The 25,202-nt window shown below is 33.7% G+C and carries 22 protein-coding genes and 4 pseudogenes; 14 read left to right on the forward strand and 12 right to left on the reverse strand.

All coding sequences use genetic code 11. The annotated features are described in order from the left end of the window. Positions 1-17: 17 nt before the first annotated feature. From proC to serS, 6 genes and pseudogenes are all read right to left on the reverse strand, one after another. A pseudogene (proC, locus tag ACQ9BO_RS01710) lies at positions 18-804 on the reverse strand (pyrroline-5-carboxylate reductase). Positions 805-917: 113 nt separating this feature from the next. After that, on the reverse strand, positions 918-2,267 hold the full coding sequence (gene mgtE / locus ACQ9BO_RS01715; protein WP_431243404.1) for a magnesium transporter: 1,350 nt from the start codon (positions 2,265-2,267) through the stop codon (positions 918-920). After that, positions 2,251-3,036: a 16S rRNA (adenine(1518)-N(6)/adenine(1519)-N(6))-dimethyltransferase RsmA gene (rsmA, locus tag ACQ9BO_RS01720; RefSeq protein ID WP_132987813.1), complete on the reverse strand. Its 786-nt coding sequence runs from the start codon at positions 3,034-3,036 to the stop codon at positions 2,251-2,253. The genes mgtE and rsmA overlap by 17 nt, the downstream gene beginning before the upstream one ends. A gap of 198 nt (positions 3,037-3,234) precedes the next feature. Then, a complete protein-coding gene (locus ACQ9BO_RS01725) occupies positions 3,235-3,546 on the reverse strand; it encodes a DUF4286 family protein (RefSeq protein WP_132987814.1) in 312 nt (103 codons plus the stop codon). A gap of 142 nt (positions 3,547-3,688) precedes the next feature. After that, a pseudogene (locus ACQ9BO_RS01730) lies at positions 3,689-5,472 on the reverse strand (tetratricopeptide repeat protein). A gap of 91 nt (positions 5,473-5,563) precedes the next feature. Continuing rightward, on the reverse strand, positions 5,564-6,835 hold the full coding sequence (serS, locus tag ACQ9BO_RS01735; RefSeq protein WP_431243405.1) for a serine--tRNA ligase: 1,272 nt from the start codon (positions 6,833-6,835) through the stop codon (positions 5,564-5,566). Between the two features lie 416 nt (positions 6,836-7,251). On the opposite strand from serS, the gene ACQ9BO_RS01740 reads away from it, so the two are divergent. Beyond that, the gene (locus tag ACQ9BO_RS01740; RefSeq protein ID WP_431243406.1) at positions 7,252-7,734 is read left to right on the forward strand and encodes a hypothetical protein; all 483 of its coding nucleotides are present in this window, start codon (positions 7,252-7,254) and stop codon (positions 7,732-7,734) included. Between the two features lie 40 nt (positions 7,735-7,774). Here the strand turns inward: ACQ9BO_RS01740 and ACQ9BO_RS01745 are convergent, their stop codons facing one another. Beyond that, positions 7,775-9,325 carry a patatin-like phospholipase family protein gene (locus ACQ9BO_RS01745; protein ID WP_431243407.1) on the reverse strand — a complete coding sequence of 517 codons (1,551 nt, stop codon included), beginning with the start codon at positions 9,323-9,325 and terminating at the stop codon, positions 7,775-7,777. Between the two features lie 116 nt (positions 9,326-9,441). After that, positions 9,442-10,137 (reverse strand): DMP19 family protein, encoded by a 696-nt coding sequence (locus ACQ9BO_RS01750; RefSeq protein ID WP_431243408.1) that lies wholly within the window; start codon positions 10,135-10,137, stop codon positions 9,442-9,444. Positions 10,138-10,702: 565 nt separating this feature from the next. Between ACQ9BO_RS01750 and ACQ9BO_RS01755 the strand changes: the two genes are divergently transcribed. From ACQ9BO_RS01755 to ACQ9BO_RS01770, 4 genes and pseudogenes are all read left to right on the forward strand, one after another. Continuing rightward, positions 10,703-10,960 (forward strand): protease complex subunit PrcB family protein, encoded by a 258-nt coding sequence (locus tag ACQ9BO_RS01755; protein WP_431243409.1) that lies wholly within the window; start codon positions 10,703-10,705, stop codon positions 10,958-10,960. Positions 10,961-11,014: 54 nt separating this feature from the next. Continuing rightward, positions 11,015-11,571, forward strand: a pseudogene (locus tag ACQ9BO_RS01760) (YdeI/OmpD-associated family protein). A gap of 505 nt (positions 11,572-12,076) precedes the next feature. After that, complete coding sequence (locus ACQ9BO_RS01765) at positions 12,077-12,979, forward strand: PhzF family phenazine biosynthesis protein (RefSeq protein WP_431243410.1); 903 nt, start codon at positions 12,077-12,079, stop codon at positions 12,977-12,979. Between the two features lie 121 nt (positions 12,980-13,100). Further along, positions 13,101-13,835, forward strand: a complete 735-nt coding sequence (locus ACQ9BO_RS01770; RefSeq protein ID WP_431243411.1) for a hypothetical protein — start codon at positions 13,101-13,103, stop codon at positions 13,833-13,835. Between the two features lie 50 nt (positions 13,836-13,885). Here the strand turns inward: ACQ9BO_RS01770 and ACQ9BO_RS01775 are convergent, their stop codons facing one another. The 3 genes from ACQ9BO_RS01775 to ACQ9BO_RS01785 form a co-directional block, all read right to left on the reverse strand. Then, the gene (locus ACQ9BO_RS01775; protein WP_431243412.1) at positions 13,886-14,170 is read right to left on the reverse strand and encodes a hypothetical protein; all 285 of its coding nucleotides are present in this window, start codon (positions 14,168-14,170) and stop codon (positions 13,886-13,888) included. Continuing rightward, complete coding sequence (locus ACQ9BO_RS01780) at positions 14,167-15,024, reverse strand: hypothetical protein (protein WP_431243413.1); 858 nt, start codon at positions 15,022-15,024, stop codon at positions 14,167-14,169. Before ACQ9BO_RS01780 ends, ACQ9BO_RS01775 begins: the two co-directional genes overlap by 4 nt. 142 nt (positions 15,025-15,166) lie before the next feature. Beyond that, on the reverse strand, positions 15,167-15,394 hold the full coding sequence (locus tag ACQ9BO_RS01785) for a CDGSH iron-sulfur domain-containing protein (protein ID WP_111377641.1): 228 nt from the start codon (positions 15,392-15,394) through the stop codon (positions 15,167-15,169). 356 nt (positions 15,395-15,750) lie between these two features. Here ACQ9BO_RS01785 and metG point away from each other — a divergent pair. From metG to ACQ9BO_RS01830, 9 genes and pseudogenes are all read left to right on the forward strand, one after another. Next, a pseudogene (gene metG, locus ACQ9BO_RS01790) lies at positions 15,751-17,809 on the forward strand (methionine--tRNA ligase). 91 nt (positions 17,810-17,900) lie between these two features. Next, positions 17,901-18,788 (forward strand): DMT family transporter, encoded by an 888-nt coding sequence (locus ACQ9BO_RS01795; protein ID WP_431243414.1) that lies wholly within the window; start codon positions 17,901-17,903, stop codon positions 18,786-18,788. A 133-nt stretch (positions 18,789-18,921) separates the two neighbouring features. After that, on the forward strand, positions 18,922-19,629 hold the full coding sequence (locus ACQ9BO_RS01800) for an HAD family hydrolase (RefSeq protein WP_132987827.1): 708 nt from the start codon (positions 18,922-18,924) through the stop codon (positions 19,627-19,629). Continuing rightward, the gene (locus ACQ9BO_RS01805; RefSeq protein ID WP_431243415.1) at positions 19,629-20,264 is read left to right on the forward strand and encodes a CatA-like O-acetyltransferase; all 636 of its coding nucleotides are present in this window, start codon (positions 19,629-19,631) and stop codon (positions 20,262-20,264) included. Before ACQ9BO_RS01800 ends, ACQ9BO_RS01805 begins: the two co-directional genes overlap by 1 nt. Positions 20,265-20,373: 109 nt before the next feature. Beyond that, positions 20,374-21,510, forward strand: coding sequence for an OmpA family protein (locus tag ACQ9BO_RS01810; protein WP_431243416.1), 1,137 nt, complete (start codon positions 20,374-20,376; stop codon positions 21,508-21,510). A 240-nt stretch (positions 21,511-21,750) separates the two neighbouring features. Next, complete coding sequence (locus tag ACQ9BO_RS01815) at positions 21,751-23,103, forward strand: hypothetical protein (protein WP_431243417.1); 1,353 nt, start codon at positions 21,751-21,753, stop codon at positions 23,101-23,103. Positions 23,104-23,196: 93 nt separating this feature from the next. Beyond that, positions 23,197-23,715, forward strand: coding sequence for a ferritin (locus ACQ9BO_RS01820; protein ID WP_026727442.1), 519 nt, complete (start codon positions 23,197-23,199; stop codon positions 23,713-23,715). An 84-nt stretch (positions 23,716-23,799) separates the two neighbouring features. Continuing rightward, complete coding sequence (locus ACQ9BO_RS01825; RefSeq protein WP_053473091.1) at positions 23,800-23,985, forward strand: hypothetical protein; 186 nt, start codon at positions 23,800-23,802, stop codon at positions 23,983-23,985. Between the two features lie 81 nt (positions 23,986-24,066). Next, positions 24,067-24,759 carry a DUF2461 domain-containing protein gene (locus ACQ9BO_RS01830; protein WP_431243418.1) on the forward strand — a complete coding sequence of 231 codons (693 nt, stop codon included), beginning with the start codon at positions 24,067-24,069 and terminating at the stop codon, positions 24,757-24,759. A gap of 71 nt (positions 24,760-24,830) precedes the next feature. Here the strand turns inward: ACQ9BO_RS01830 and ACQ9BO_RS01835 are convergent, their stop codons facing one another. Further along, positions 24,831-25,154, reverse strand: coding sequence for a single-stranded DNA-binding protein (locus tag ACQ9BO_RS01835; protein ID WP_431245050.1), 324 nt, complete (start codon positions 25,152-25,154; stop codon positions 24,831-24,833). Between the last annotated feature and the right edge of the window lie 48 nt (positions 25,155-25,202).

Below are 25,202 nucleotides of genomic sequence, written 5' to 3' on the forward strand. Positions count from 1 at the left end.
TTAAAAAATTAAAGCTTTTATTTCAATAACCCTTTGATTTGCTTCAAAGAAGTTTTAATTCCTTTTATTAATGATGAACTGAAACCATTGTGTTCCATTTCGTTCAAACCGACAATGGTACAACCTTGTGGCGTTGTTACACGATCAATTAATTGTTCTGGATGCACTTTCTCTTCTAACAACATTTTCGCGACTCCTTTTGCTGTTTGTCGTTGCTATTGCTAAAGCAGTATTCGAATCAAATCCGATTTCTATTCCAGCTTGCATAGAAGCACGGATATAACGCAATGCATAAGCAGTTCCACATGCGCCTAAAACAGTTGCCGCGTCCATTAATTTTTCATCAATAACTGGAGCTGTTCCCAAATCCTTAAATAAATCTACAATTGGCAATGCTTCTTCGCGGTCTGTTTCTGGAAAAGAAATACAAGTTGCCGATTCTCCAAATTGTGCGGCAATATTTGGCATGATACGAACAACCGGAAATTCATTATTTGTCTTATCCTGAAGCATGTCTAAAGACAATCCGCTCACAGCAGAAGCAATTGTTTTATTTTTAATTACGGGAAGAATCTCAGCCAAAACTGTATCAACCTGATACGGTTTTATAGTCAAAATCACAACATCAGCTTCCTGAATATTGTGTTTGTTATCATTAGACACTGTAATTCCGTATTCAGATAAATATTGAATACTGGCAATGTTTCTTCTTGTTACGGTAACTTGGTTGTTTTTTGAAAATTTAGCAATTCCCAAGGCAATAGAAACCCCAAGGTTTCCTCCCCCAATTATATGTACATTCATACTGCTTGGCTTTAATTTATTTTTGGCTGATTAACAGTCTGTTTTTTCGGCTACAAATTACATAGAATTTAAAGATTTTAAATCACTGTAATCTATTAATTTGTGCCAAAAATCTAAAATCCAAGAATCATTTTTGCTACTCCAAAGTAGAGCATAATTCCAAAAACGTCATTTGTTGTTGTGATAAATGGACCTGTTGCAATAGCAGGATCGATTTTATTTTTATGAAGAAACAACGGCACAAGAGTTCCTAAAGTCGCCGCAAATAAAATCACCACAATCATAGAAATCGAAATCGCCAATCCAACAGAATATTGTCCATACATAAGCGAATGATATCCCAAAAGAAGCAAAGAAATAATACTTCCTGAAATCATCGAAACTGTAAGTTCCTTGCTGAAATAGTCGCGACTAAATTCTTTTAATGTTCCATTAGCCAAACCTTGCACAACAATTGCCGAAGCCTGAACGCCAATATTTCCAGCTGTTGCCGAAAGCAAAGGCACAAAAATAATTAAAGTTGAATATTTCTGAAAAGCGCTTTCATTGTCTTTCAATACAAATGAAGCTACAATTTCGATCACCATTCCAATTAAAAGCCATGGCAAACGCGCTTTTGTCAATTCAAGAACACTGTCATTACTTTCAATGTCTTGCGTAATACCCGCCGCTAACTGGTAATCTTTATCGGCTTCTTCCTTGATCACGTCGACGATATCATCGATGGTAATTCTTCCCACCAAACGACCAAGCTCATCAACAACCGGAATTGCCTCCAAATCGTATTTTTGCATAATACGCGCCACCTCAACATCTTCTGTATCAACATTTACAAAATTCAATTTTCGGATATAGACGTCGCCAATTTGAGTTTTTGTAGAAGAAGTCAGCAAATCCTTAAGAGATAATCTTCCTTTTAATCTATTTTCATCGTCAACAACATAGATAGAATGAACTCTTGAAACATTCTCGGCCTGAATACGCATTTCTTTGACGCAAGTCAAGACATTCCAATTTTCATTGACTTTCACAAGCTCTTTTCCCATCAAACCACCCGCTGTATTTTCATCATAGCGTAGTAATTCGACGATATCTTTAGCGTGCTCAACATCGACCAACTCCGAGATAACTTCCGCTTTAATATCTTGCGAAAGCTCGGCGATAATATCGGCCGCGTCATTTGTTTCAAGCTCATCAAGCTCTTCGGCGATTTCTTTAGGCGAAAGTCGGCTTAAAATGTTTTCACGCAGATCTTCTTCTAATTCAAGAAGAATTTCAGCTGTTTTGTCACTATCTAAAACCTTGAAAATATAAGTTGCTTCGTCAAAATCTAATTCATCTAGAATTTCGGCGATATCAGCATGGTGAAGATCATTAAGTAAAATTTCAAGTTCATTGTCATTTTTCTTAACGATAAGTTCCTCTAATTGGTGGATAAATTCTTTGCTAACTTTGAACTCCATCGGCTTCTATTTTTTGAGTCAAAACAATAAATTCCTCAACGCTAAGCTGTTCGGGACGTTTATCAAAGATAGTGTCTTCTCGCAGATTATCTGATAAATTTAATGTTTTCAAACTGTTACGTAATGTTTTTCGTCTTTGTTGAAAAGCCGTTTTTACAACCGTAAAAAACAATTTTTCACCACACGGAAGGCTATAATCTTCCTTTCGGGTCATTTTCATCACACCCGACTTGACCTTGGGCGGAGGAATAAAAACATTTTCGTTTACAGTAAACAAATACTCAGTATCATAGAAGGCCTGTGACAACACAGACAAGATTCCGTAGGTTTTTGATCCTTTTTTCTCGCAGATTCGCTCTGCAACTTCCTTTTGAAACATTCCAGAAAATTCTGGAATCTGATCTCTAAATTCTAATGTTCTAAAAACAATCTGAGAAGAGATGTTATACGGGAAGTTGCCAATAATGGCGAACTGTTTGTTTTCGTAAACCTGATTTATATTGTATTTCAGAAAGTCTTCTGAAATAATTTTGTCTTTTAATTTTGGGTAATTTGCATCTAAATACGCTACAGATTCTGTATCGATCTCGATCACTCGTGTTGTAATTGGCTTATCAAGCAAGTATTTCGTAAGCACACCCATTCCTGGTCCTATTTCTAAAACCTCATCATATCCCTTTAAGCTCAAAGTATCGGCAATTGCTTTTGCGATGCTTTCGTCTTTAAGGAAATGCTGTCCTAAATGTTTTTTGGCTTTTACTTTTTCCATTTTCTTACCTGTTTTGCCACGAGGCCGCAAAAGTATTCTTTTTAAATCAAAGGCTCAAAGCTTTATCTTTATTTTTTTGCCACTAAGGCAGAAAGACGCCAAGCTTTATTTTTTGTTTTGCCACTAATTACGCGAATTTTCACAAATTTGAAAGCGATCTCAAATACTGAAAACTGCGACTGTGACTGAAAACTAATATTAGTGCTCCGAAATAACTTCCAACTCTGTTCTGAAGGAAAGCATTTTATCAGCAAATAATTCTAAAGCTTCTCTATCAAATTTGGGTTGATCTTCCAGATAATATTTTTCCAACGTTTCTTTACTGTCTGTTGTGTATTGTACCGAATAGGTAATGCCTCCCATTTCTTCTTCGACCAAAACCTTGACAATTCGTGCAGATGAAAATTTTTGAGTCGCCAGAATTTCTGGAATATGTTTTTCCTGCATCCATTTCAACCATTGGTCGTGGGCGCTTTCGTGTATATTTGTGGTAATGTTGTAAATAATCATTTATTTTAAAGTTTCTGAGATGCTAAGATTCTAAGGTTCTGAGTTTTTTTGCTTGACTCTTAAAAGTTAATCATCCAATTACTATTTCTTTTTTAATTTTTTATTCGATTAAACGGTTAAACAAATAACCAATTAAACCCAACTATAAATTCTTATCTCCTCTTAATTCGCGGTATTTTTTTCTGGCATCAACAAAGTAAATACTGTCTTGATGATTGAAAATTACCTTTTCATACAAAGGTTTTGCTTTTTCGGTATCGTGCAATTCGTCACTATAAATTTCTGCTGAAAAAAACAGTGCTTCATCTACATAAATTCCGTCTCCATGATGGTCTATAATCTGCTGATATTGGCTTAAAGCCGAATTATAATCTTTCAGGCTTTCGTATATTTTTCCTAAACGCAACATTGTAACAGCTTCAATTTCTTGGCCTTTAAAGGTTTTCAAGATATTCTGAAACTGTGCAATCGCTTCTTGTTTTTTATTCTGATAAATTAAAAAATCGGCTTTTGCGAATTGTTTCAATGCGGTTTGCGTCGAATCGGCCACGGTATTGTCGTTTATCAGCAAAAAATATTCAAGAGCGTCATTGGCAATCAATTGTGTGTTCGCCGATTTTAATTCTTTAAACTGTTTTAAAGCCCATTCAAAATCGGTTTTATAATAACTTGTTTTTGCCGCTTTCAAACTTGCTTCATGCGCCATGACATCATTTTTCAAATCCAGTTGAATCTGAGAATAATAAATCAGCGCCTGATTGAATTTTTCCTGCAAAAGCAAAATATCCCCCAATTCCATTTTAGCATCTGCTTGCTGATAATCGTTTAAATTGAGTTCCAAAGCATGTTTGACAATCGAGATACCTTCTTCAGGATTTTTCAAGTTAAACGCCGCAAAATGCGCCTTAATCAGCTGTAAAGATAAAGTAAAAGGAGTTGTCCCATAAGTTGTAAGTAATTGTTGCAACTCAGCATCAATTGTCGGATAATCTTTTTCTTGTGCTTTATCAATTTTGATTTGCATCAAATAGGCATTTGACTGAATCAACAAATCCTGATTTTTAGTATTTTGAAGAATGAAGTTTAAGATTTCCGAAGCGGTTTCATCATCATCTTCATTCATTGCAAACTGACTTAGGTTTACTATACTTGAAAGCGATTCAGGTCTCGCGTTTGTAAATCGCTTTTTCTTGAATAAACGCTTTTCCAAATTCTTTCTGCTTGCACATAAAACCAGCTCAAATAATGATTCCAAAACACATCTTGATCTTTTTGTGTTTTTAAAATCAAAGCTTTTCGCATTGCATCTTTAAAAGCAGTATTATCTGTTTCACCATTCATGAAACGCGATAATTGTGTCTGAATCAAATTTGCATTTTGCGGATTTTTATAGGATTCAGTCAACAACAGATCAATCATTTCATCTGTTTTGCCTAATTGACCGTACAACATTCCGATTTGGAAATTAAAATTGTAATTCGGCTGAATCTGCATTGCGGTTTGATAAGCTTTTAAGGCATATTCCAACAATACTTTTTTCTCAAACGAATTTCCAATTCCGTAAACATCATTCGGATTTGCTTTGATTTTTTCTATTGCCTGATCGTAATAATTTCGTGCTTTAGATTCATTTTTCTGAAGTTGATAATTGTATCCCAGTTCCACCAAGAAAACGCCTTGTTTATATTTGCTGTAACGATCCAAAATTGCTTTTTCCGCAACTTGAAATTGCCGCAATTGCTGATAGCAGTCAATGGTTCTTAAAAAATATTGGGTATTTGAAGGCGCACTATTCAAGAGCTCTTCATAACTGACTTTTGCTTTTTCAAAATCGCCTTTATCGTAGTAATATTGAGCCAATTGCTCATTTTGGGCGAATGCAAAACCAGACCACAACAAAACGATATAGATAAAGATGTTTTTCATATTTCAGTTTTTTAATGTGGTATTTCAAACAATTGATAAAACCTGACAGGTTTTTGAAACCTGTCAGGTTTAGCTCTAAATTACAAAAAATTTAGTTTATAATATCAAATCCGCAGTAAGGACGTAAAACTTCTGGAATTACGATTCCTTCTGGAGTTTGGTAATTTTCTAAAATTCCAGCCAAAACTCTAGGCAAAGCCAATGAACTTCCATTTAATGTGTGTGCCAATTGGTTTTTTCCGTCTTTGTCTTTGAAACGTAATTTCAAGCGATTTGCCTGGAAAGTTTCGAAATTAGAAACCGAACTGATTTCCAACCAACGATCCTGTGCTGTAGAAAACACTTCAAAATCATAAGTCAAAGCCGATGTGAATCCCATGTCGCCTCCGCAAAGACGTAAAATTCGGTATGGCAATTTTAATTCTTGCAAGATGTTTTTTACGTGTTCTACCATTCCGTCAAGCGCTTCGTATGATTTTTCAGGATGCTCGATACGTACAATTTCAACTTTGTCAAATTGGTGCAAACGGTTTAATCCACGAACGTGAGCTCCATAAGAACCTGCTTCACGACGGAAACATGGCGTATAAGCAGTGTGTAAAACTGGCAATTCACTTTCATTTAAAATCACATCACGGAATAAATTCGTAACCGGAACCTCAGCTGTTGGAATCAAATATAAATCATCAACTGTTGCGTGATACATTTGCCCTTCTTTGTCTGGCAATTGCCCTGTTCCGTAACCAGAAGCTTCATTTACCAAATGAGGAACCTGAACTTCGTTATATCCTGCGGCTGTATTTTTATCTAAAAAATAATTGATTAAAGCACGCCGCAAACGAGCTCCTTTTCCTTTGTAAACAGGAAAACCAGCACCAGTAATTTTTACACCAAGTTCAAAATCTATAATATCATATTTCTTTACCAATTCCCAGTGAGGTTGTGCGCCTTCGTGCAAAACCGGAATTTCTCCTTCTTGAAAAACATTCAAATTGTCGTCTGGAGTTTTTCCTTCAGGAACAATATCAGCAGGTAAATTTGGTAAAGTGTACAATTTATTTGTTAGCTCAACAGCAAGTGCTTCGGCTTTTTCACCAAGTTCTTTGCTTTTTTCTTTTAATGAAACTGTTTTTTCTTTTAAGATTGTCGCTTTAGCTTTCTCTCCAGCTTTCATCAATTCGCCAATATCTTTGGATAATTTATTAGATTCAGATAAAACATTGTCTAATTCTACTTGCGCAAGACGACGGTTTTCATCTAATTGCACCACCTCTTCAACAACGCTTTTAGCATCGATATTTCGTTTTGCTAAAGCCTTGATTACTTTCTCTTGATTCTCTCTAATAAATGCGATTTGTAACATAGCTTGTTTTTTATAACTATTGTATTTTTTATAACGGAAGCAAATTTAAGCAAATGTTTGGTAAGATTACTACAAAGTTTTTAAGGAAAAACTTATTCCGCAAAGACACACAAAAATTGCATGAAGGCTCACAAAGCTTTTTAAAAATAATCTTTGTGAAACTTGCTGTAATCTTTATCTACTTCTGTCAAAAAACACACGACAAAACTATAATCCCATATTGACTGTGTTGCAGTTTTGTCACACAACTTGATCTAACGTTTGTATAATCCTAAGAAATTCGCACATAAATCCACAAAAAACACTTAAAGCTCAAGAGCTTAAAAATCAACAAAATGAAAAATTATATTAAAAGATAACTTACTAAAATAATTCTGATATATTTGTTTTAACAATAATTTAAAACGATTAAGCTTATGAAAAAAATTACTTTATTACTCTTATTGTTTGTTTCTATAGTATTTACTGGTTGCGGTGAACAAACTACAACAAGTTACAACAATCAAATTGTCGAAGCACACAAAAAACTTTTTGATGCAAACGATGCATTTTTAAGTAGCAGTTTAAATTTTATTGGAAAACCAGAATCAAAAAAAGACTTTCTAAAATTAATTGCCTCAACTAGAAACAAACTTGTTGCCGCACAAAAGCCTGTTGACCTTTTAGCTCCTTTGAACACAGATCATGGCCTTAGAAAAACAATGCTGGAAATGTTTGACCTTAGCATTGCCTCGATGGATGGTTTTGAAGCAAACATAGACATGCTTACAACAAAGGACAATGAAGAAAAAGCGACTACAATGATGCAAGGCGCTTTTAGCGGATTATTAGAACTTGACAAAGAAATCAAAGCAATTCAAGTTGAATATGCAGATGCTAATAATGCTCAATTAAGATAAAATCTTAATTGGGCATTAGTCCCTTTTAAGTTGTCAAGACTTATAATCCTTTATTCTCTACCAATAACTCTTTCAATTCATTTGCTTTTAAAAAGGCGACAAAACGTCCAGAAAGCAACAACATCTCCTTTTCTTCTGGAGTTATTTTGAGTTTGGTTTCAACGTGCGATGTGTACTCATAAAGCATCAAAACTTCGCTTGCGCCAAAATCCTTAAACGTTTCTTTATCTAAACTAGAAAGTTGCAACTCGCCATTTTTATCCTTCTTAAAACGATCTTCCCCAAACTTTTCAATTAATTTCGCTTTGAAATCATCATGAAGTTTAAGCCAAGTTGCGGCTTCATCATTGGAACTTTTTAATTGAGTTACCAAATCTTTGTAGGCTTCGTCTTTTTTCAAGGTCAACAAATAATCTCGCAAAGTTGTGAAACCAATAACCTGGTAATTTGAAGTCGGGATTTTATATTTATCCAGTACGTTTTCGACATCTTTCTCAAAAGTAATGTATCGCGTTTGAACCGTATATAGCGATGCCGTTTCTAGCAATGAAAGCAATTTGATTTTCTCGTCGTTTATAAAAGGCGCTTTTTTTCCTGGTCCCAAACAATCAATAAAAAGTGCTTTTTTGTTTTTGTCTTTTACTTTGGTATCGCTGTGAAGTAATTCAATCAAAGTTTCATAACCCATATTATCTGATGCGCCACCATCGATTACACATAAAATTTTATCCTGATTTTTAATTCCGAATTTGGTTTTCGGAAGAACTCCTGGAAACGCAGAACTCGCCGTAATAGCATACGTTAGCGGAAAATCATAACCATTATTAATTTGGTTTCCATCAAGCGGAAGTGAAGCTTTGTTTGGAGCTAAAGAAGAATTGATTTTCAAGCCATGAATAATGTGAGGCATAAACGGAACACGTTCTCCATTGTTGTACGCTGTTCCATTAGCCACCATAATTGGAAGTCTAGGACTTAGCTTGCTTTCTTTCGGAACAAAAAAATCAGACAAAAGCATTTGAGTTTTGAACTTATTCTCGTTTTCAGGATTTGAACTATCATATTGCAAAACCTCCAAATCCAAACGTTGCGCCATCGAGATTTTCTCGCCTTTTTCATTTCGCCCATTATTTAAAAGTGATAAAAGCGAAGCTGATTTGCTTACATCAGATTTATAAGCATCGGCTTTTGAGAAATAAAATTCGTTAAAACTGCAGTTGTCATATTGCAGTTTGTTTTTGAGAATCGTCAAATAATATCCCGCCGAATAACAGCCACCAGAAACCGTTGAGAAATAATCAATTTCATTCAGAAAATTTCGACCTGAATCATCATCCTGAATATCTTCCAAACCTAAAAGCACACCCAAACTAAAAAACTGCGCGCGCGATCCGCCACCAGAAATCCCAACTCCCAAAGCAATATTTGGATTTTGAATCCGAGAATCACGATCCTGCACCGACTTATAATCGTTTAAAGAAACAGCAGGAATAGAATTATAATTAATTTCTGAAAAAAGATTGATTTTGTTTTGAGAAAACCCAATTTGCATCAAAAGAAAAAACAATATCAGATTGTATTTATATCTCATTTTTTGAAACTTTTTTTGAAAAAAGATGCAAAAGTTTTAAACCCGGTAATCAGTTTGAGCGAAGTAAATCAAACCTTTGTCACTTTGCCCCTCTGAACCTTTGAACCTTAAAAAAACTAAGCTCTCTTAATTTCGTGCCCAACAAATTCTTCCAAAACCGCAAACATATCATCAACCGGAAGCGCTTCAAAATCAGGATGCGTTTTTAAGAAATTTGCATTCAATTCGACCAAGTTTTCTTCCAATTCAAAAAAAGCATTATTATTAAAAGAATCACGAAGCGGATTTGCACCTTCCAATTTTCCTTTCAAAAATTTATCAAGTTTGATATTACTCGTAATTCTGACTTTCTTGCTTTGTTCCAAAAACAATTCCAAATGTTTTTCGGCACCAATTAAAGCCAAACCTTCTTCAATCAATTCGTTCAAATCTTTATTCCATCCTGAATTATGCACAAACTGCGCAAAATTTCCCTGTGTATATTGCGACCAATAATAATCTAAGTAATAACTTGTCAACGCATCTTCATGAATAAACTCATCGTCAACACCTTCCTCGCGCATCAAATTAATCACCGAAATATTAGAATGAATCACATCCTGCAGATTTTCGCTATTCATTGCTGTTTCAGAAACTAATATTCTTCCAAATTCCTCCATTTCTATATCATTTTTTTGATTTGATTTTGCCACTATTTCTTTCAAACGAAGTTTTTGCGCTTCCTTCTCTTCACGAAGTTTCGCTTTCTTCCTGTTTAGCAACTTAGTATGCAAAGCCTTGTTTTTCGTATTTTTTTCTGGTCCTTTTGCCATGATTTTTCTTCTTTTATCGTATAAATACTAAAGAATCGTTTTGCAAATTTCGGAGAAATATCAATATGTTTCCCGAATATTTTTTTTGGTGTTTCCCTCCGATCGGCGGGCCGGGCTATCCGCTTCAAGTCCTCGCACTTCCTTCGTCAGGCTGTGGGCTTTCCACTTCAAATGAAATTCACTGAACTCCACTAAAAAATAAATATATTGTGAAGTAATCCCTAACGCAATCTTGGTTTCAAAAGAAAAACTCATGTTTTCAAGTTTCTTTTAAAAACTTTAAAATTGCAACGCAACCATTTAAAAAAATCACTATCTGTTTAATTAACAAAACATTACAATTTATTTTTTTAACCTAAAAAACCAAAAGCATGAAACAGATAATTTTATTTTTAAGCTTTGTGTTAACCTTAGCAAGTCATGAAGCAACGACAATTCTGAAAGCTCAGATACAACCTTTACAACGATTCTGAAAAGTGATAATTATGGCAACTATCCGGGAACAATTCCTAAATCAAATCTTGTAATCACAAATCAAACCGAATGGAATGCTTTATTATCAAAATTGAATATCATTACACAAGCTTTATACACATCGCCTGATGTAACTGTCGATTTTACAAAATATCAAGTTATTGCTGTTTTTGATGAAGTACATAATTATGGTGGTTATTCTATCGATATCACTAAAGTAACTGAATCAAAAATTCAAACAATCATTAAAGTTGAAAAATTATTAAAAGGCAATTTAACAACGGTAATTACGCAACCTTATCATATTATTAAAATCGCCAAATCGAATAAAACTGTGGTTTTTAAATAATTCTGTTTTATTCTGTTATTTATAATATTTTTACAGAAATAACAACTGAATAAAATGACCCCAACTTTCTTCTCCACCCAAGAAAAATTCAGATCATGGCTAGAAAAGCATCACAAAAAAGAAACTGAACTCTTAGTTGGTTTCTATCGAGTGAGTAGCAAAAAACCCTGCATGACTTGGTCAGAATCTGTAGATCAAGCACTTTGTTTTGGTTGGATCGATGGCGTCCGAAAATCAATTGACGAAGAAAGTTATACCATCAGATTTACGCCAAGAAAAAATCAAGTATTTGGAGCGCCATTAATATTAAGAAAGTCGAAGTACTCACAAAAGCCGGACTCATGAGAGAAGCCGGAATTAAAGCTTTTGAACACAAATCTGAAGAAAGAACCAAAATCTATTCGCACGAAAACGAAGCTTATGTTCTTGATCCCCATTTAGAAAAACAATTCAAGGCCAACAAAACAGCTTGGGAATATTTTAGCAATCAAGCGCCATCGTACAGAAAAGTAATAATTCATGTAATTATGAGCGCCAAACAGGAAAAAACCAGAATTGCGAGATTGGAAAAAGCGATAAAGTTTAGTGCTGAAGGAAAACGAATGTTGTAAATTAATATAATTCACAAATATGGAAATCCTACTGAATGTAATATCATTTGCATTGCTTATTGCTTTATTTGCAACACCCATTTTCATTTTAAACAAACTTTATAACCGTACTATTAAAAGCACCTTGTTTTTCTATTTGATAATTAGCCTGACCACAACTTTTTTATTGTGTCTATTTATAGGCTGGTGGTCATACTTTTCAAAAGAAATACTATTGTCTCATTATGGATATGATTTTGATTCGATGAATGATCATTGGAAAAATGTCTCGATCGAAAACTTAAATAAAGTCAAAAGTCTGAGAAAAAGTATAATGGGGATTGGGTGGCCCTTAAAAGTTTTCTTCATTTTCCCTTTTTATTCCATATATATATTTATTGTTTATCCTTTGTATTTTCTCAATAAGAATAAACAAATAAGTGTCTCACACAAACGAATGTTGTAATACCTATTGTTTTAGTATAGTATAAACAGTAACTTTATTCCGTTTAAAAAAGAAAAAGGAATGGTAGAAAGAACAGCATTAGAATATTACGTTTTAGATGTATTTTCAAATAAAAGCTATCAAGGAAATCCACTTTCTGTGGTTTTTACAAATGGTAATCTAAAATTAGAAACCTATAAAGATATTTCTAAAGAATTTCGCTATTCTGAAACCTCTTTTGTTTACTACTCTACACGAGACAAAGCACTCGTAGTTCGTTCGTTTACTCCAACCGGAATCGAAATCGACGGTGCGGGACATAATTTATTGGGCGCAGTCTGCGGCGCATTGCTAAAAGGAATGCCCATTTTTGACGAACAAAACGAAAGCGAACCTTATGTAGTCATGAACCATTCAGCAATTCCGGTAACCGTAAGCTTTGATCCCGATACTTTTTATCCGGTGGTTCAAATGCATCAAAAATCGGCTGTCATCAAACAGGAAATTCCAACTTATAAAATTGCTGTAGCGCTCGGTTTAAAAATTGAAGATTTGGATGTTAATGCTTTTGTTCCAACAGTAGTTAAAACAGAAGTTGCACACACAATGGTTCCTATAAAAAACAGTTATTTGCTCAATAGCTTTGTTCCAGACAATCAGCTTTTGATCGAAATCTCAAAAGAATATAATTTTGAAGGTTTTTATTGTTTCACCATTGCTGATGAAGGTCAAGAACACATAGTAGAAACACGATTTTTCAACCCAATAATCGGAATAAATGAAGATCCAGCAACAGGAACCGCGACTGGCCCTTTAATTGGTTTTTTAACCCAAAAGAAATTCACTAAATCGGACAAAGAATATAAAATTCTTCAAGGCGTAAGATTAAAACAAGCTTCAATGATTGAAGTCATGAATCGCGAAGAAGATATTTTAGTTGGTGGTTCTTCGATCATAACCATGAAAGGCGAACTTTATATTTAACAGCAAAATATTCACATAATTTGATCTCAAATCAAAACAGTAATTGTTAAAATCTGAAAAATAATAATATATTTGAGTTAATTTAACACTTAACCCATAATCTACTTTAACAACTATTAATATGGATCGAATCATAATTCTTTTTAGGCTTGCAGTAGCAATTTTTCTATTTTACATACTTAATTATTTATTATACAGCGCTTTTAATCAAATTCCAGTTTTTATAAGTGCTCCAATAAATGGTATTTTACTAATTGGAGCGTTCTATTACATTTATAAAGGCAGAAAACAATTTATTATTGACAACGAAAGCGATGAAGACATGCCTCTTCATTTAGAAAAATCAAGTTATTTTTTCATCACAGTAGGAGCTTTTATTGCATTTTTTCTTGTTTCTTCTAGTTTTAGAACTACGCTTTACATTGACAATGGAAAATCTGTTCCTGTAGAAATAAAAATAGCTTCAGAAGCAACACAAACCATCGCCCCAAATAGTTTTATTGTAACCGAAGTTCCTATTGGCAAAAATGAATTAATCATCGATGGGAAAACAAAAACCATAAACATACTTGACAAAGGAGAATGGGTTTATAATGTTGATAATTTAAACTCATACATCGAAGGAACCGTAGATTATGCAGAACAGGAAGTGAGAAGAATAAATAATACAAAAGATACTACTGCTACAAAACTCTCTGTAGATAAAATTATCCATAAAGAATTTTTCAAACTAGAATCAGATTTTATTTTTGAAGCTCCTGAAACTATATCTATTTCAAAAAACGCACAAACAGGTGAAATACACACTCAAACTGTTTTATACCGATTACCAAAAGAATTATCTCAGTTAAAATAACCCATAAAAAAAGCCGCATCTAGAAAATGCGACTTTTTTTATATACTATTTTAATTCTTGATCTCCTGTTTAATTGGTTTTAATGGCTCTTGTCGAGGCGGAATTCTCTTTTTCAAAAATAAAATTTGTCCCAAATGGCTTGATTGATGTTCCATAACATGAAACCAGCAATATTGATTGCTTATATCATATTTCATTTGAATTGTCGCAAACCATGCATCATCTCTTTTCTTTAATTCCGAAATAGTTTTTGCTCTTACTTCATTATAAATATCAAGATAATATTGAATATCGTGCCCTTTAAATTCATCTCGCGCGCCTTGATCGAGACTCAAAGCAGTCTGCCATTTTTTCTTTTCTTCTTCGTTAAATTCTCTGTTTTCAAAAGTAAAAACCTGATAGTATTTTTCGGCTGCATGACCAAATGCATTACAAGTGCTCCAATTCGGTTTGCTTCGTTATCATGTAAGTAATCAATTTCGTACTGATCTAAATTCTTTACCGCGTATTCAACACGGTCTTTAAGATCTTCCAGCATCGAAATCATGTCTCCAATTTTTGGTGAAGCGCCTTCAACATTTCCTATTTTTCCAGTTTCTTTTATTTCTAAGCCACTTCCTTCAAGTAATAATGAATATTTTCCGTCAACACTTGATTTATCTGACGAAATCTTAAATTCCTTAACCTTAACATTTTTTTGTTTTGCATTTCCTAAATTCCATTTCGGAATATCTGTATTGGTTGCAAGCGTTTCAAAACTTGAATTTAAAATTGTTACAGGTTCAAAAACACCTTTTTCATTTTCGATAAATAATTGAAATTTATCAAAATAAAACTTTCCATTTAACTCGCAAACTCCTCCAAAAACTAATCTTTCACTATTCGCATCAATCGTTCCTTCAACAGTATAAGATTGCCACTCTTTTGATTTTATTGGTCGGTCATGCATATTATCAGCAAAACCTTCTTCATTATTTGAATTAAAAACTCTTCCAAAAATTCCTGCCCAAGCTTTTGGTTCACTAGACTCTACTTTTGCCGAAGCAATTACTCTAAATCTTTTCTTTACAGGAGTTTTAATATCTATTGCTTGACTAAAAGCCATCCATTGGCTGGAAATAACTTTTTGTGTTTGCGCTTTTGCCGACATTAAACTTAAAAACAGGAACAGTATGATAAATCTTTTCATTTTTTATGTTTTAACAATTTTTTGTAAATATATACTGTTTTTTAAGATTAGAAACCAATTATTTATTCGAAAATTCTTTCAAATAAAGAAATAAAAAAAGGCGCAATAAATGCGACTTTTACTATAACAGAAATAGAATTTCTTAATTTGTTTTCATTGGAGGCAAGTCAAATGCTTTTGAATCGTGTTCAAAATTGTTTCTATGCGCACCATCGCAAAATGGTTTGTTTGCTGAATGTCCGCAACGGCAAAGTCCTAACGCTTGTCTTCCTTGCAATCCGTAAAGAGTTCCTTCTGGATCCATGATTTCAAAATCGCCTTCAATTTTGATTGATCCGTTTTTATTGATGATTAATTTAGTCTTGCTCATAAAAATTGTTCTTTTGTTTTTTTTTCGAAGGGCAAAGATTGCGAAATAAATCCTGAAGATTTTAATGCGAATGCTAGTTTAAACTGGTTCTATTTTAGCAGTGAATTCCAAAAAAATTCATAAAAAAATCATGTATTGCACTGAAATAGTCTCGCAAAGACGCAGAGTCGCAAAGTTTTTAAATTTTAGCCACAGATTGAAAGGATTTAAATGATTTTAACTTAAATATGCTCAATCTGCATGAAACAAATCTTTGCGACTCTGCGTCTTTGCAAGATTAAAAACTTCAGCGAATCTCCACGTAATATCAAAATCTCAATTCTATTGCTTATTTTTGCACTCAATAAAATTGAGTTATGACACAGAATCCAAAGAGATATACAATCACAGCGGCATTGCCTTACACAAATGGACCAATCCATATTGGCCATTTGGCGGGAGTTTACGTGCCTGCAGATATCTATTCGAGATACTTGCGCTTGCAAGGAAAAGATGTAGCATTTATTTGCGGAAGCGATGAACACGGCGTTGCAATTTCGATGAAAGCTAAAAAAGAAGGAATTACACCACAAGAAGTTATCGATAAATATGATGGAATTATCCGTAAATCTTTTTCTGATTTCGGAATTTCATTTAATAATTATTCTAGAACTTCTGCAAAAGTTCATCATGATACAGCTTCTGAATTCTTTAGAACATTGTATGATAAAGGAGATTTTATTGAAGAAGTAACAGAACAATTGTACGATGCCAAAGCAAATCAGTTTTTGGCCGATCGTTTTGTTGTAGGAACTTGTCCAAAATGTGATAATCCGGAAGCTTATGGAGATCAATGCGAAAAATGTGGCTCTACTTTGAACGCAACCGATTTGATCAATCCAAAATCGACAATTACTGGAGAAACTCCAGTTTTAAAAGAAACAAAACACTGGTTTTTACCTTTAGACAGATATTCTGATTTTTTAACCGAATGGATTTTAGTCGGACATAAAAACGATTGGAAACCGAATGTTTACGGTCAAGTAAAATCTTGGATCGACGGCGGATTAGAACCTCGCGCCGTAACACGTGACTTGGATTGGGGAATCGATGTTCCTGTTGAAGGTGCAGAAGGCAAAAAACTATACGTTTGGTTTGATGCGCCAATTGGCTATATTTCTTCTACAAAGGAATGGGCGGCACGCGAAGGAAAAGATTGGGAACCGTATTGGAAAGATGAAGAAACGAAATTGGTTCACTTTATCGGAAAAGACAATATTGTTTTCCACTGTATCATTTTCCCGGCGATGTTAAAAGCCGAAGGAAGCTATATTTTACCCGACAACGTTCCAGCAAACGAGTTCTTGAATTTGGAAGGAAACAAACTTTCGACTTCTAAAAACTGGGCGGTTTGGTTGCATGAATATTTAGAAGAATTTCCAGATAAACAAGATGTTTTGCGTTATGCATTAACATCAAATGCGCCTGAAACAAAAGATAACGATTTTACTTGGAAAGATTTCCAAGCTAGAAACAACAACGAATTAGTTGCTATTTTCGGAAACTTCGTAAATCGTGTTGTAGTTTTAACCAACAAATATTATGATGGTGTAATCCCAACGCCAAATGAATTTACAGAAGTTGATGAACAAACTTTAGCCGAATTAAAAGCGTATCCAGCTGTAATTGCAAGTTCAGTAGAGCGCTACAGATTCCGTGAAGCTTTAGGCGAATTGATGAATGTTGCTCGTTTAGGAAACAAATATCTTGCAGACGAAGAGCCTTGGAAAGTAATGAAAGACAATCCAGAGCGTGTAAAAACTCAAATGTATGTGGCGTTGCAAATCGCTGCAGACTTTGAGCGTTTTAGCCGAACCATTTTTGCCTTTTACAACAGCTAAACTTTCAAGAATCCTTAAAAACGAAGGAAACCTGAAATGGGCTGATGTTGCAGACAATTCAGAATTAATTGCATCTGGACATAAAATTGGCGAAGCAGAATTGCTTTTCGCAAAAATCGAAGACGAAGAAATACAAAAACAAATAGATAAATTGGAAGCAACAAAAACAGCAAATCTTGCTGAAAGCAAACAACCAGATCCACAAAAAGATTTAATTCAGTTTGAGGATTTTGCGAAAATGGATATTCGTATCGGAACTATTTTAGAGGCTGAAAAAATGCCAAAAGCAAATAAACTTTTAGTTTTAAAAGTAGATACAGGAATCGATGTTCGCACAATTGTTTCGGGAATTGCTGAGAGTTTTTCTCCAGAAGAAATTATCGGGAAACGTGTTTCTGTTTTGGCAAATTTAGCACCAAGAGCTTTACGTGGTGTTGAAAGCCAAGGAATGATCTTGATGACAACAAATGCCGAAGGAAAATTGGTATTTGTAAATCCAGATGCTGACGCTCCAAACGGATCGACTGTAAACTAAAGATTTATATAATTATATAAATTGCGTGAGTCGATTATTATTAATTGATTCACGCAATTTGCTTTTTCTACATGCCTAAAAAACAAACAAAATGAAACTCACCAAACCAAGATTAGCCCTAATCTGCGGTATACTTTGCATATCAATTTTTCCAATATTGGTAAAATTACGATTGACTCCAGGATTAATTTCGGCTTTTTACCGAATGTTTTTTGCGGTCATTCTGCTTTTGCCATATACGCTTTTGAGTAAAAATTTTAAATTGCCGAGTTTGAAATTTACGCTTTTGGCGATGCTTTGCGGTGTATTGTTTTCTTCGGATGTTGCAGTTTGGAATATTGCAATTCAGGATTCGAGCGCGACTCAGGCTTCTTTATTGACAAATTTGTCTCCGGTTTGGGTCGGAATTGGTTCATTTTTGTTTTTAAAATCAAAACCTGCGACGAATTTCTGGATTGGAACTCTTGTAGCTTTGTTTGGAATGATAACTTTAGTTGGCTTTGAATTTTTTATAGACCTAAATTTTGATCAGGCCTTTTTGTTTGCCGTTTTATCCGGAATATTATATTCAATATATCTTTTGGTCAGCAAAAATGTGCTTTCAAAAGTTGATGTTCTTTCTTTTATGACGATTAGTTTATTCTCTTCGAGCATCTATTTGGGAATTTTATGTTATTCATTGGGCGAACCTTTTACAGGATTTTCAAATGCAGGTTGGTTTGTGCTTCTGCTTCAAGCAGTAATTTGCCAATTGTGTGCCTGGCTTTCGATTAGTTATGCTACACAGCATATGCGTGCAACCAGAGTTTCTCTGAGTTTATTAAGTCAAGCTGTAATTACCTCAATTTTGGCTTGGTTGTTTTTGGAAGAAAAAATAACTTTACAGATGGTTTTTGGCGGAATCATTCTGCTTTTCGGAATCCGAATTACGTTTTACGATAAAACCATTTCTTTGAAAAAGCTTTTTTCTAAAGATTAGTAAAGTTTTGGAAAAGTTTTTTCACGCAGATTTCACAGATTTGAGCAGATTTTAAAAAATCATTTTAATCTTAATAATCTGTGGCAAAAAAACCTGAAACCTGAAACAAAAAAACACTTGAAACAAAAAAACTATGTTACATAAAACTAAAATACCAAACCTAAAAGTAATCGCATTTGATGCCGATGATACTTTGTTTGTAAACGAACCTTATTTTCAAGAAACTGAACATAAGTTTTGTGCTTTGATGGAAGATTATCTTTCACATCAAGGAATTTCGCAGGAATTATTCAAAATTGAAATTGCAAATCTACCTTTATACGGTTACGGAATCAAAGGTTACATTCTTTCTATGATTGAAGCCGCGATGAATATTTCAAACAATACTATTCCGATTGCAGTAATTGAAAAAATCATTCAATACGGAAAAGAATTATTGGAAAAACCAATCGAACTTTTAGACGGAATCGAAGAGACTCTTGAAGCTTTAAAAGGCAAATACAAACTGGTTGTTGCCACAAAAGGCGATTTAAAAGACCAACATAGCAAATTGCATCGTTCTGGTTTAGGGCATTATTTTCATCATATTGAAGTAATGTCAGACAAACAGGAAATTGATTATCAAAAATTGCTTGGTCGTCTAGACATTCAGGCGCATGAGTTTTTAATGATAGGAAATTCATTAAAATCTGATGTTTTGCCAGTTTTAGGAATTGGCGGTTACGCAGTCCACATTCCGTTTCATACGACTTGGGAACATGAAAAAATTAATCACACTATCGAACACGAGCATTTTAGTTCTTTTGAAACGATTGCAGAAGTGCTTCCGAATTTATTATAATGAAAACACTTTTAGACTTAGAAAATTGGAATAGAAAAGAGCATTTTGCGCATTTCAAGCAGATGGAAGAACCATTTTTTGGTGCCACTGTAGAAATTGACTGCACAAAAGCTTATGAATCTGCAAAAGCACTTAAAACTTCTTTTTTCATTTATTATTTGCATAAAACATTGGTTGCTGTAAATGCTATCGAAAATTTCAAATACAGAATTTCGGATGATAAAATATACATTAATGACCGAATTGATGCATCGGCAACAATTGGGCGTGAAGACGGAACTTTTGGATTTTCTTTAATTGAATATAATCCGGATTTTAAAATCTTCGAAAAAAATGCTTTAGCCGAAATTGAACGCATTCAAAATACAACCGGGCTCTTTACAAGAGAATTTAATGACGATAATTTGATTCATTTTTCAGCAATTCCGTGGCTGAATTTTACATCACTTACCCATGCTCGCAGTTTTACTTTTCCTGACAGTTGCCCAAAAGTTTCTTTTGGAAAAATGATGATTTCTGAAACTGGAAAAAGAACCATTTCAATGGCCGTATATGTCCATCACGGATTGATGGACGGTTTGCATATGGGGAAGTTTGTAGATTACTTTCAAAAATTAATGAATATAGAATACTAAAACCTGTTTTTTTAAAAAGTCCTATTTTAATACATTTATAACTTATAAAGGGAGATTATTCTTACAATACGTTGTTCTTTTGACCCAAATATAAAATCTCAAATTAACAATGAAAAAAATTGTAATGACCCTGGCATTTGCACTAAGCATTATGCATGTCAGCGCGCAAACAGAAACAAAAGTCGCCGATAATTATAACAAATGGTCTATAGAACTTGACGGCGGTTTTAACAAAGCACAACGTCCATTCACATCAAGCAATTATTACAATTCGCGAATCAGTCCATTTACAGCTGATTTAGGTGTAAGATACATGTTGAATAACAAGTTTGGTTTAAAAGCTGATTTTGGATACAATAGCTTGACAGAACAAAAAAACAGTTCGTTGCCTTTTGATTCAAAATACTACAGAGTTGATCTGCAAGGTGTGGCAAACTTAGGTCGCATCATGAATTTTGAAACATGGACTAACACATTTGGTTTATTGGCACATGCAGGTTTTGGAGTTGCTCAGTTAGAAAACAAAGATTATCACGTTAGAGACAGAATTGGAAATGCAATTGCTGGTTTAACAGGGCAAGTAAGACTAACAGATAGAATTGCTTTAACTGCTGATGCGAGTACAATTTTAAATGCTTACCAAGATCATACTTTTGATGGTGCGGCATTAACGGGAAGCAGAGGTTTCTCTGGATTAATGTTTAATGGAACAATTGGTCTGCAAGTATATTTAGGAAAAAATGCTAAACATGCTGATTGGGTTGTAATGTCTGATAATGCTGATATTGTCGCTTTAGAAAACAAAGTTGCAGGTCTTGAAGAGCAAATCAAAAAAACTCCAGAAAAACAAGTTATTATTGAAAAACCAGTTACCAATACTGTTGTTGCTGACAAAGATGTTGTTAAAGATATGGTAAATGATAAATACTACAGTGTTTATTTTGATTTCAACAAAGCAACCCCTATTGAAAGCTCAACATCTGCAATTGATGTAATTTTGGCTTACTTAAGAAAAAATCCATCAGCATCAATTGATGTTGTAGGCCACGCTGATCAAGTAGGAAGTTCTCAATACAACGATAAGTTAGCAAATCTGAGAGCTACAAATGTGAAAACCATTTTAGAAAAAGCTGGTATTTCATCTTCAAGATTAAATGTTATTTCAGAAGGAGCTGACACTTCTATTCAAAAAGACTCTGAAGAAGCTAGAAGATTAGCTCGAAGAGTTACTTTTAGAGTAAGATAATTTAGATTCTCATTAATGGTAAAAGCTCCAAAGAAATTTCTTTGGAGCTTTTTTTATACTTCTGAAAAAAGAATTTGCCTCAATTTGGACTGAATTTTACTTTGCAAAAAATCATTTTATTTCATTAATTTTGAAAATATATCCCACCAAATCCTAATGAAAAAATTACTGCTTTTCTGCCTTTTGCTTTCACAATCAATATTGTTAAGCCAAACTATACTAAATTCTGCTGTTCTGAATTTGAATAAGCCCTCAGAAAATGGTCAGCTTATAAATGCCGAAAATGTCAAAACTCATGAAGTATTTGTTTTTGCTTCTGATAATAAAATCATCAATATTTTAAAGTATAATAAATCACTCTTTCTGGCAAATCAATTCAAGGATACGCTTCGTGCTGAACAAAAAAGAACTCTAATTGGCTATAGCTTTGGCGAAGATGGTAATCCAACGCTTTATTGGGGTTCCGAAAATCATAAAAATATCCGAATTATAAAATACAATCTGGAAACCAAAACATCAAATCCATTAAGTTTTGATTTTCCTGCAAATACTGGAAATGTTATCACTTCTTTCCAAAAAAACAATACATTTTATATCCTTTCCAAAGAAAAAGATCAGGACCATTTGCTTTTATTCGAATTCCGAAATGAAAAATGCGAAATAAAAATGTTCGATTTTACTCCTTTTTCTTTTAAAAATGAAAAAGGGCAAGGTGTCTCTTTTAGTGCATTGGTGCAATACCATTATCCTATCGAAAAAATTGAATCTGATGATTTTTCTTCTTTGGACAAAAGTGAAAACAAAAGCAAAATGTTCATACAGGACGACGGCATTGTCCTAACATTTGATTACAACGCAAAACGCACTCAAACGTTTCATTTAAATTTTGAAACCAATGCGGTAACAGAAAAACTTTTTGACACGCCAGCAACGCAAACCCCATCAACAACAAATTCTTTTTATCTAGAGAAAAAATTGTATCAAATTAGTGCAAATAGCGATCAATTGTTATTCAGCATAAAAGATTTTGATTCGGGCAAAAGCATTAAAAATGTTTCTATTTCAAAAAACGACAGTATCAGTTTTAAAAATTCGCCAATGTTTTTGCAAGTAAATGGCGAAAAACCAATAAAATTAAAAACCACAAGTAAATTTCTAAAACAGTTGTCAACAGTAAATTCAGCACTTTCTGCATTCAAAAGCAAACAATATACTTTTATCACTTTTGGCGGATTTGTCGCTTATCAAACTCTTGGACTAAGTTATAACGGAATGGATTTTAATAATGTTCAAAATGCCAGCAAAATGGTTTTCTTTGACGTCGCGCTAAGTTCAGATTCTGAATTTGTAAACAACAGCCGCTTAGAGCCTTTGGCAATTGACAATCTCAATTATTTTTTGAGCACCAGCAAAAATATTTCTTTAGTAAGTATTCTTAAAGTTCCTGATTTCTATATTTTAGGTTATTATGATAATGCAACTAAAAGTTATGCTATGCGTAAATTTACAGATGGTTTTATGGATCAAAATCCTGGAAATCCAATTATGAATAAAGCCATGTTTACCAAATCTATGTCATCTAAAAGAAATTAATTTATTGAAAATCTATCCAAATCTTGAATGTTTTGGCCATTTCAAAAAAGTCCTATGAATTATTTTCGTTAATTTTACAGAAAAGACATCATTATGCTATCAAAAAATATTGAAACAGCTTTAAACAAGCAAATTCGCATAGAAGCAGAATCTTCGCAAACTTATCTTTCTATGGCTTGTTGGGCTGAAGTACACGGATTAGAGGGAATCGCTCAATTTATGTACACACAGTCAGATGAAGAGCGTGCACACATGCTTAAATTAGTAAAGTATGTAAACGAACGCGGAGGACACGCTCACGTTACCGATCTAAAAGCGCCTAAAACAAGTTATTCTACTTTTAAGGAAATGTTTGAGGAACTTTATAATCACGAACTTTTTGTTTCGAAATCTATCAATGAATTAGTGCACATTACTTTTGAAGAAAAAGATTATGCGACACATAATTTCTTGCAATGGTATGTTTCTGAACAAATCGAAGAAGAGGCTACAGCGAAATCAATTCTAGACAAAATCAACTTGATTGGTGATGACAAAGGCGGACTTTACTTGTTTGATCGTGATATTCAGCAATTAACCGTTACAAGCTCTATTGCCATCAATCCAAAATAAAAAAAGTTAAAGTTTATTTAGAACATTTAAAAATAACTTTTTTGATTTATATTTGCCCTGTTTTTAATAATACAGAGGGAAATTTTGGGCAAGAAAGAAAAAGACAAGGACAAGAAAAAGGATAAAAAGAAAAAGAAAAACGCTGTTATCCTTGATAAAATTAAGAAGATTGAAAACTGTAAATCTTCTTGCTGTGAGAAATATAAAAAAAGTGAAAAGAAGCGTTGCTCACGCTGTCCTATGTTTGATTTATTCAAAAAAACGGCTTAACGATATAAACAAAACCCATCAGATTTCTCTGGTGGGTTTTTTAGTTTTAAATTGCATCCTCTTTTGATTCTAAATTCAACTATGGAAAACAATATCACAATTCCGAAATCAAGTCTTGATTTTTTGGTTCAACTTAAAGAAAACAACAACAAACCGTGGTTTGAAGCCAATAAAGCGCAATATTTAATCGAACTCAATCATATTGAAACTTTTGCAGGCGCTTTGCTAAAAGAATTATCCAAAACGGATGTTTTAGAAAATACTTCGGGCAAAAAAAGTGTTTATCGCATATATAGAGACATCCGGTTTTCAAAAGACAAAACACCTTTCAAGACTTTTTGGGGAGGAAGTTATACGCGAGCAACTGCGGCGCGTCGTGGCGGTTATTATTTTCATCTTGAAAAAGGAAACACTTTTTTCGCAGGTGGTTTTTGGGGACCAAATGCTCAAGATTTGAAGCGAATTAGATCAGAATTTGCTCAAGATCCTGAAACTTTTCAGGAAATATTGAACTCAAAATCTTTCATCAGCAACTTCGGAACTTTACAAGGCGAACAACTCAAAACAAAACCAAAAGGTTTCGACGTAGATCATCCAGCTATTGATTTGCTTCGTTTCAAACAATTTTTGGTTATAAAACGATTTTCAGATGAAGAAGTATTGAGTCCGCAATTTTTAGAATTGGCTTTAGATGCTTTTAAAAATATGCGTCCTTTTCTTGATTATATGAGTGAAGTGTTGACCACAGATGCAAACGGAGTTTCTATTTTATAAATATGTTCACGAAGAATTAAACCCGACAGGTTTTTGAAACCTGTCGGGTTTAGTCCAACAATTGTACAAACTTATTTGCTTAACAACAAAATATCGTTTACAACAACTTCGGTTACATATCTTTTCTCACCGTTTTTGTCATCATAACTTCTATGGGTTAATTTTCCTTCAACAGCGATCTCTTTTCCTTTTACCACATATTTTTCAATAATTTCGGCAACCTTTCCCCAGGCGGTCACACGATGCCACTCTGTTTGCTGTACCCTCTCGCCTTTTTCATTTTTATAATAATCATTTGTTGCAATAGTCAAATGCGCAAGCTTCTTGCCTGTTTCTAATGTTTTAATTTCTGGTTCATTTCCCACATTACCAATCAATTGTACTCTGTTTTTCATTTCGTTCATGGCGTATATTATTTTAAAATGTTTATATCTGAATCTGTT

This window comes from Flavobacterium sp. P21 (genome assembly GCF_050632225.1).
Classification (GTDB): domain Bacteria; phylum Bacteroidota; class Bacteroidia; order Flavobacteriales; family Flavobacteriaceae; genus Flavobacterium.

What these genes read in the sequence shown, in the direction of transcription:
- ACQ9BO_RS01795 (WP_431243414.1), top strand. Translation starts at nt 17,901, where the DNA reads ATGAAACTCACCAAACCAAGATTAGCCCTAATCTGCGGTATACTTTGC.
- ACQ9BO_RS01765 (WP_431243410.1), top strand. Translation starts at nt 12,077, where the DNA reads ATGGTAGAAAGAACAGCATTAGAATATTACGTTTTAGATGTATTTTCA.
- rsmA (WP_132987813.1), bottom strand. Translation starts at nt 3,036, where the DNA reads ATGGAAAAAGTAAAAGCCAAAAAACATTTAGGACAGCATTTCCTTAAA.
- ACQ9BO_RS01820 (WP_026727442.1), top strand. Translation starts at nt 23,197, where the DNA reads ATGCTATCAAAAAATATTGAAACAGCTTTAAACAAGCAAATTCGCATA.
- ACQ9BO_RS01740 (WP_431243406.1), top strand. Translation starts at nt 7,252, where the DNA reads ATGAAAAAAATTACTTTATTACTCTTATTGTTTGTTTCTATAGTATTT.
- mgtE (WP_431243404.1), bottom strand. Translation starts at nt 2,267, where the DNA reads ATGGAGTTCAAAGTTAGCAAAGAATTTATCCACCAATTAGAGGAACTT.
- ACQ9BO_RS01770 (WP_431243411.1), top strand. Translation starts at nt 13,101, where the DNA reads ATGGATCGAATCATAATTCTTTTTAGGCTTGCAGTAGCAATTTTTCTA.
- ACQ9BO_RS01725 (WP_132987814.1), bottom strand. Translation starts at nt 3,546, where the DNA reads ATGATTATTTACAACATTACCACAAATATACACGAAAGCGCCCACGAC.
- ACQ9BO_RS01830 (WP_431243418.1), top strand. Translation starts at nt 24,067, where the DNA reads ATGGAAAACAATATCACAATTCCGAAATCAAGTCTTGATTTTTTGGTT.
- ACQ9BO_RS01800 (WP_132987827.1), top strand. Translation starts at nt 18,922, where the DNA reads ATGTTACATAAAACTAAAATACCAAACCTAAAAGTAATCGCATTTGAT.
- ACQ9BO_RS01810 (WP_431243416.1), top strand. Translation starts at nt 20,374, where the DNA reads ATGAAAAAAATTGTAATGACCCTGGCATTTGCACTAAGCATTATGCAT.
- ACQ9BO_RS01750 (WP_431243408.1), bottom strand. Translation starts at nt 10,137, where the DNA reads ATGGCAAAAGGACCAGAAAAAAATACGAAAAACAAGGCTTTGCATACT.
- ACQ9BO_RS01805 (WP_431243415.1), top strand. Translation starts at nt 19,629, where the DNA reads ATGAAAACACTTTTAGACTTAGAAAATTGGAATAGAAAAGAGCATTTT.
- serS (WP_431243405.1), bottom strand. Translation starts at nt 6,835, where the DNA reads ATGTTACAAATCGCATTTATTAGAGAGAATCAAGAGAAAGTAATCAAG.
- ACQ9BO_RS01745 (WP_431243407.1), bottom strand. Translation starts at nt 9,325, where the DNA reads ATGAGATATAAATACAATCTGATATTGTTTTTTCTTTTGATGCAAATT.
- ACQ9BO_RS01835 (WP_431245050.1), bottom strand. Translation starts at nt 25,154, where the DNA reads ATGAAAAACAGAGTACAATTGATTGGTAATGTGGGAAATGAACCAGAA.
- ACQ9BO_RS01785 (WP_111377641.1), bottom strand. Translation starts at nt 15,394, where the DNA reads ATGAGCAAGACTAAATTAATCATCAATAAAAACGGATCAATCAAAATT.
- ACQ9BO_RS01780 (WP_431243413.1), bottom strand. Translation starts at nt 15,024, where the DNA reads ATGAAAAGATTTATCATACTGTTCCTGTTTTTAAGTTTAATGTCGGCA.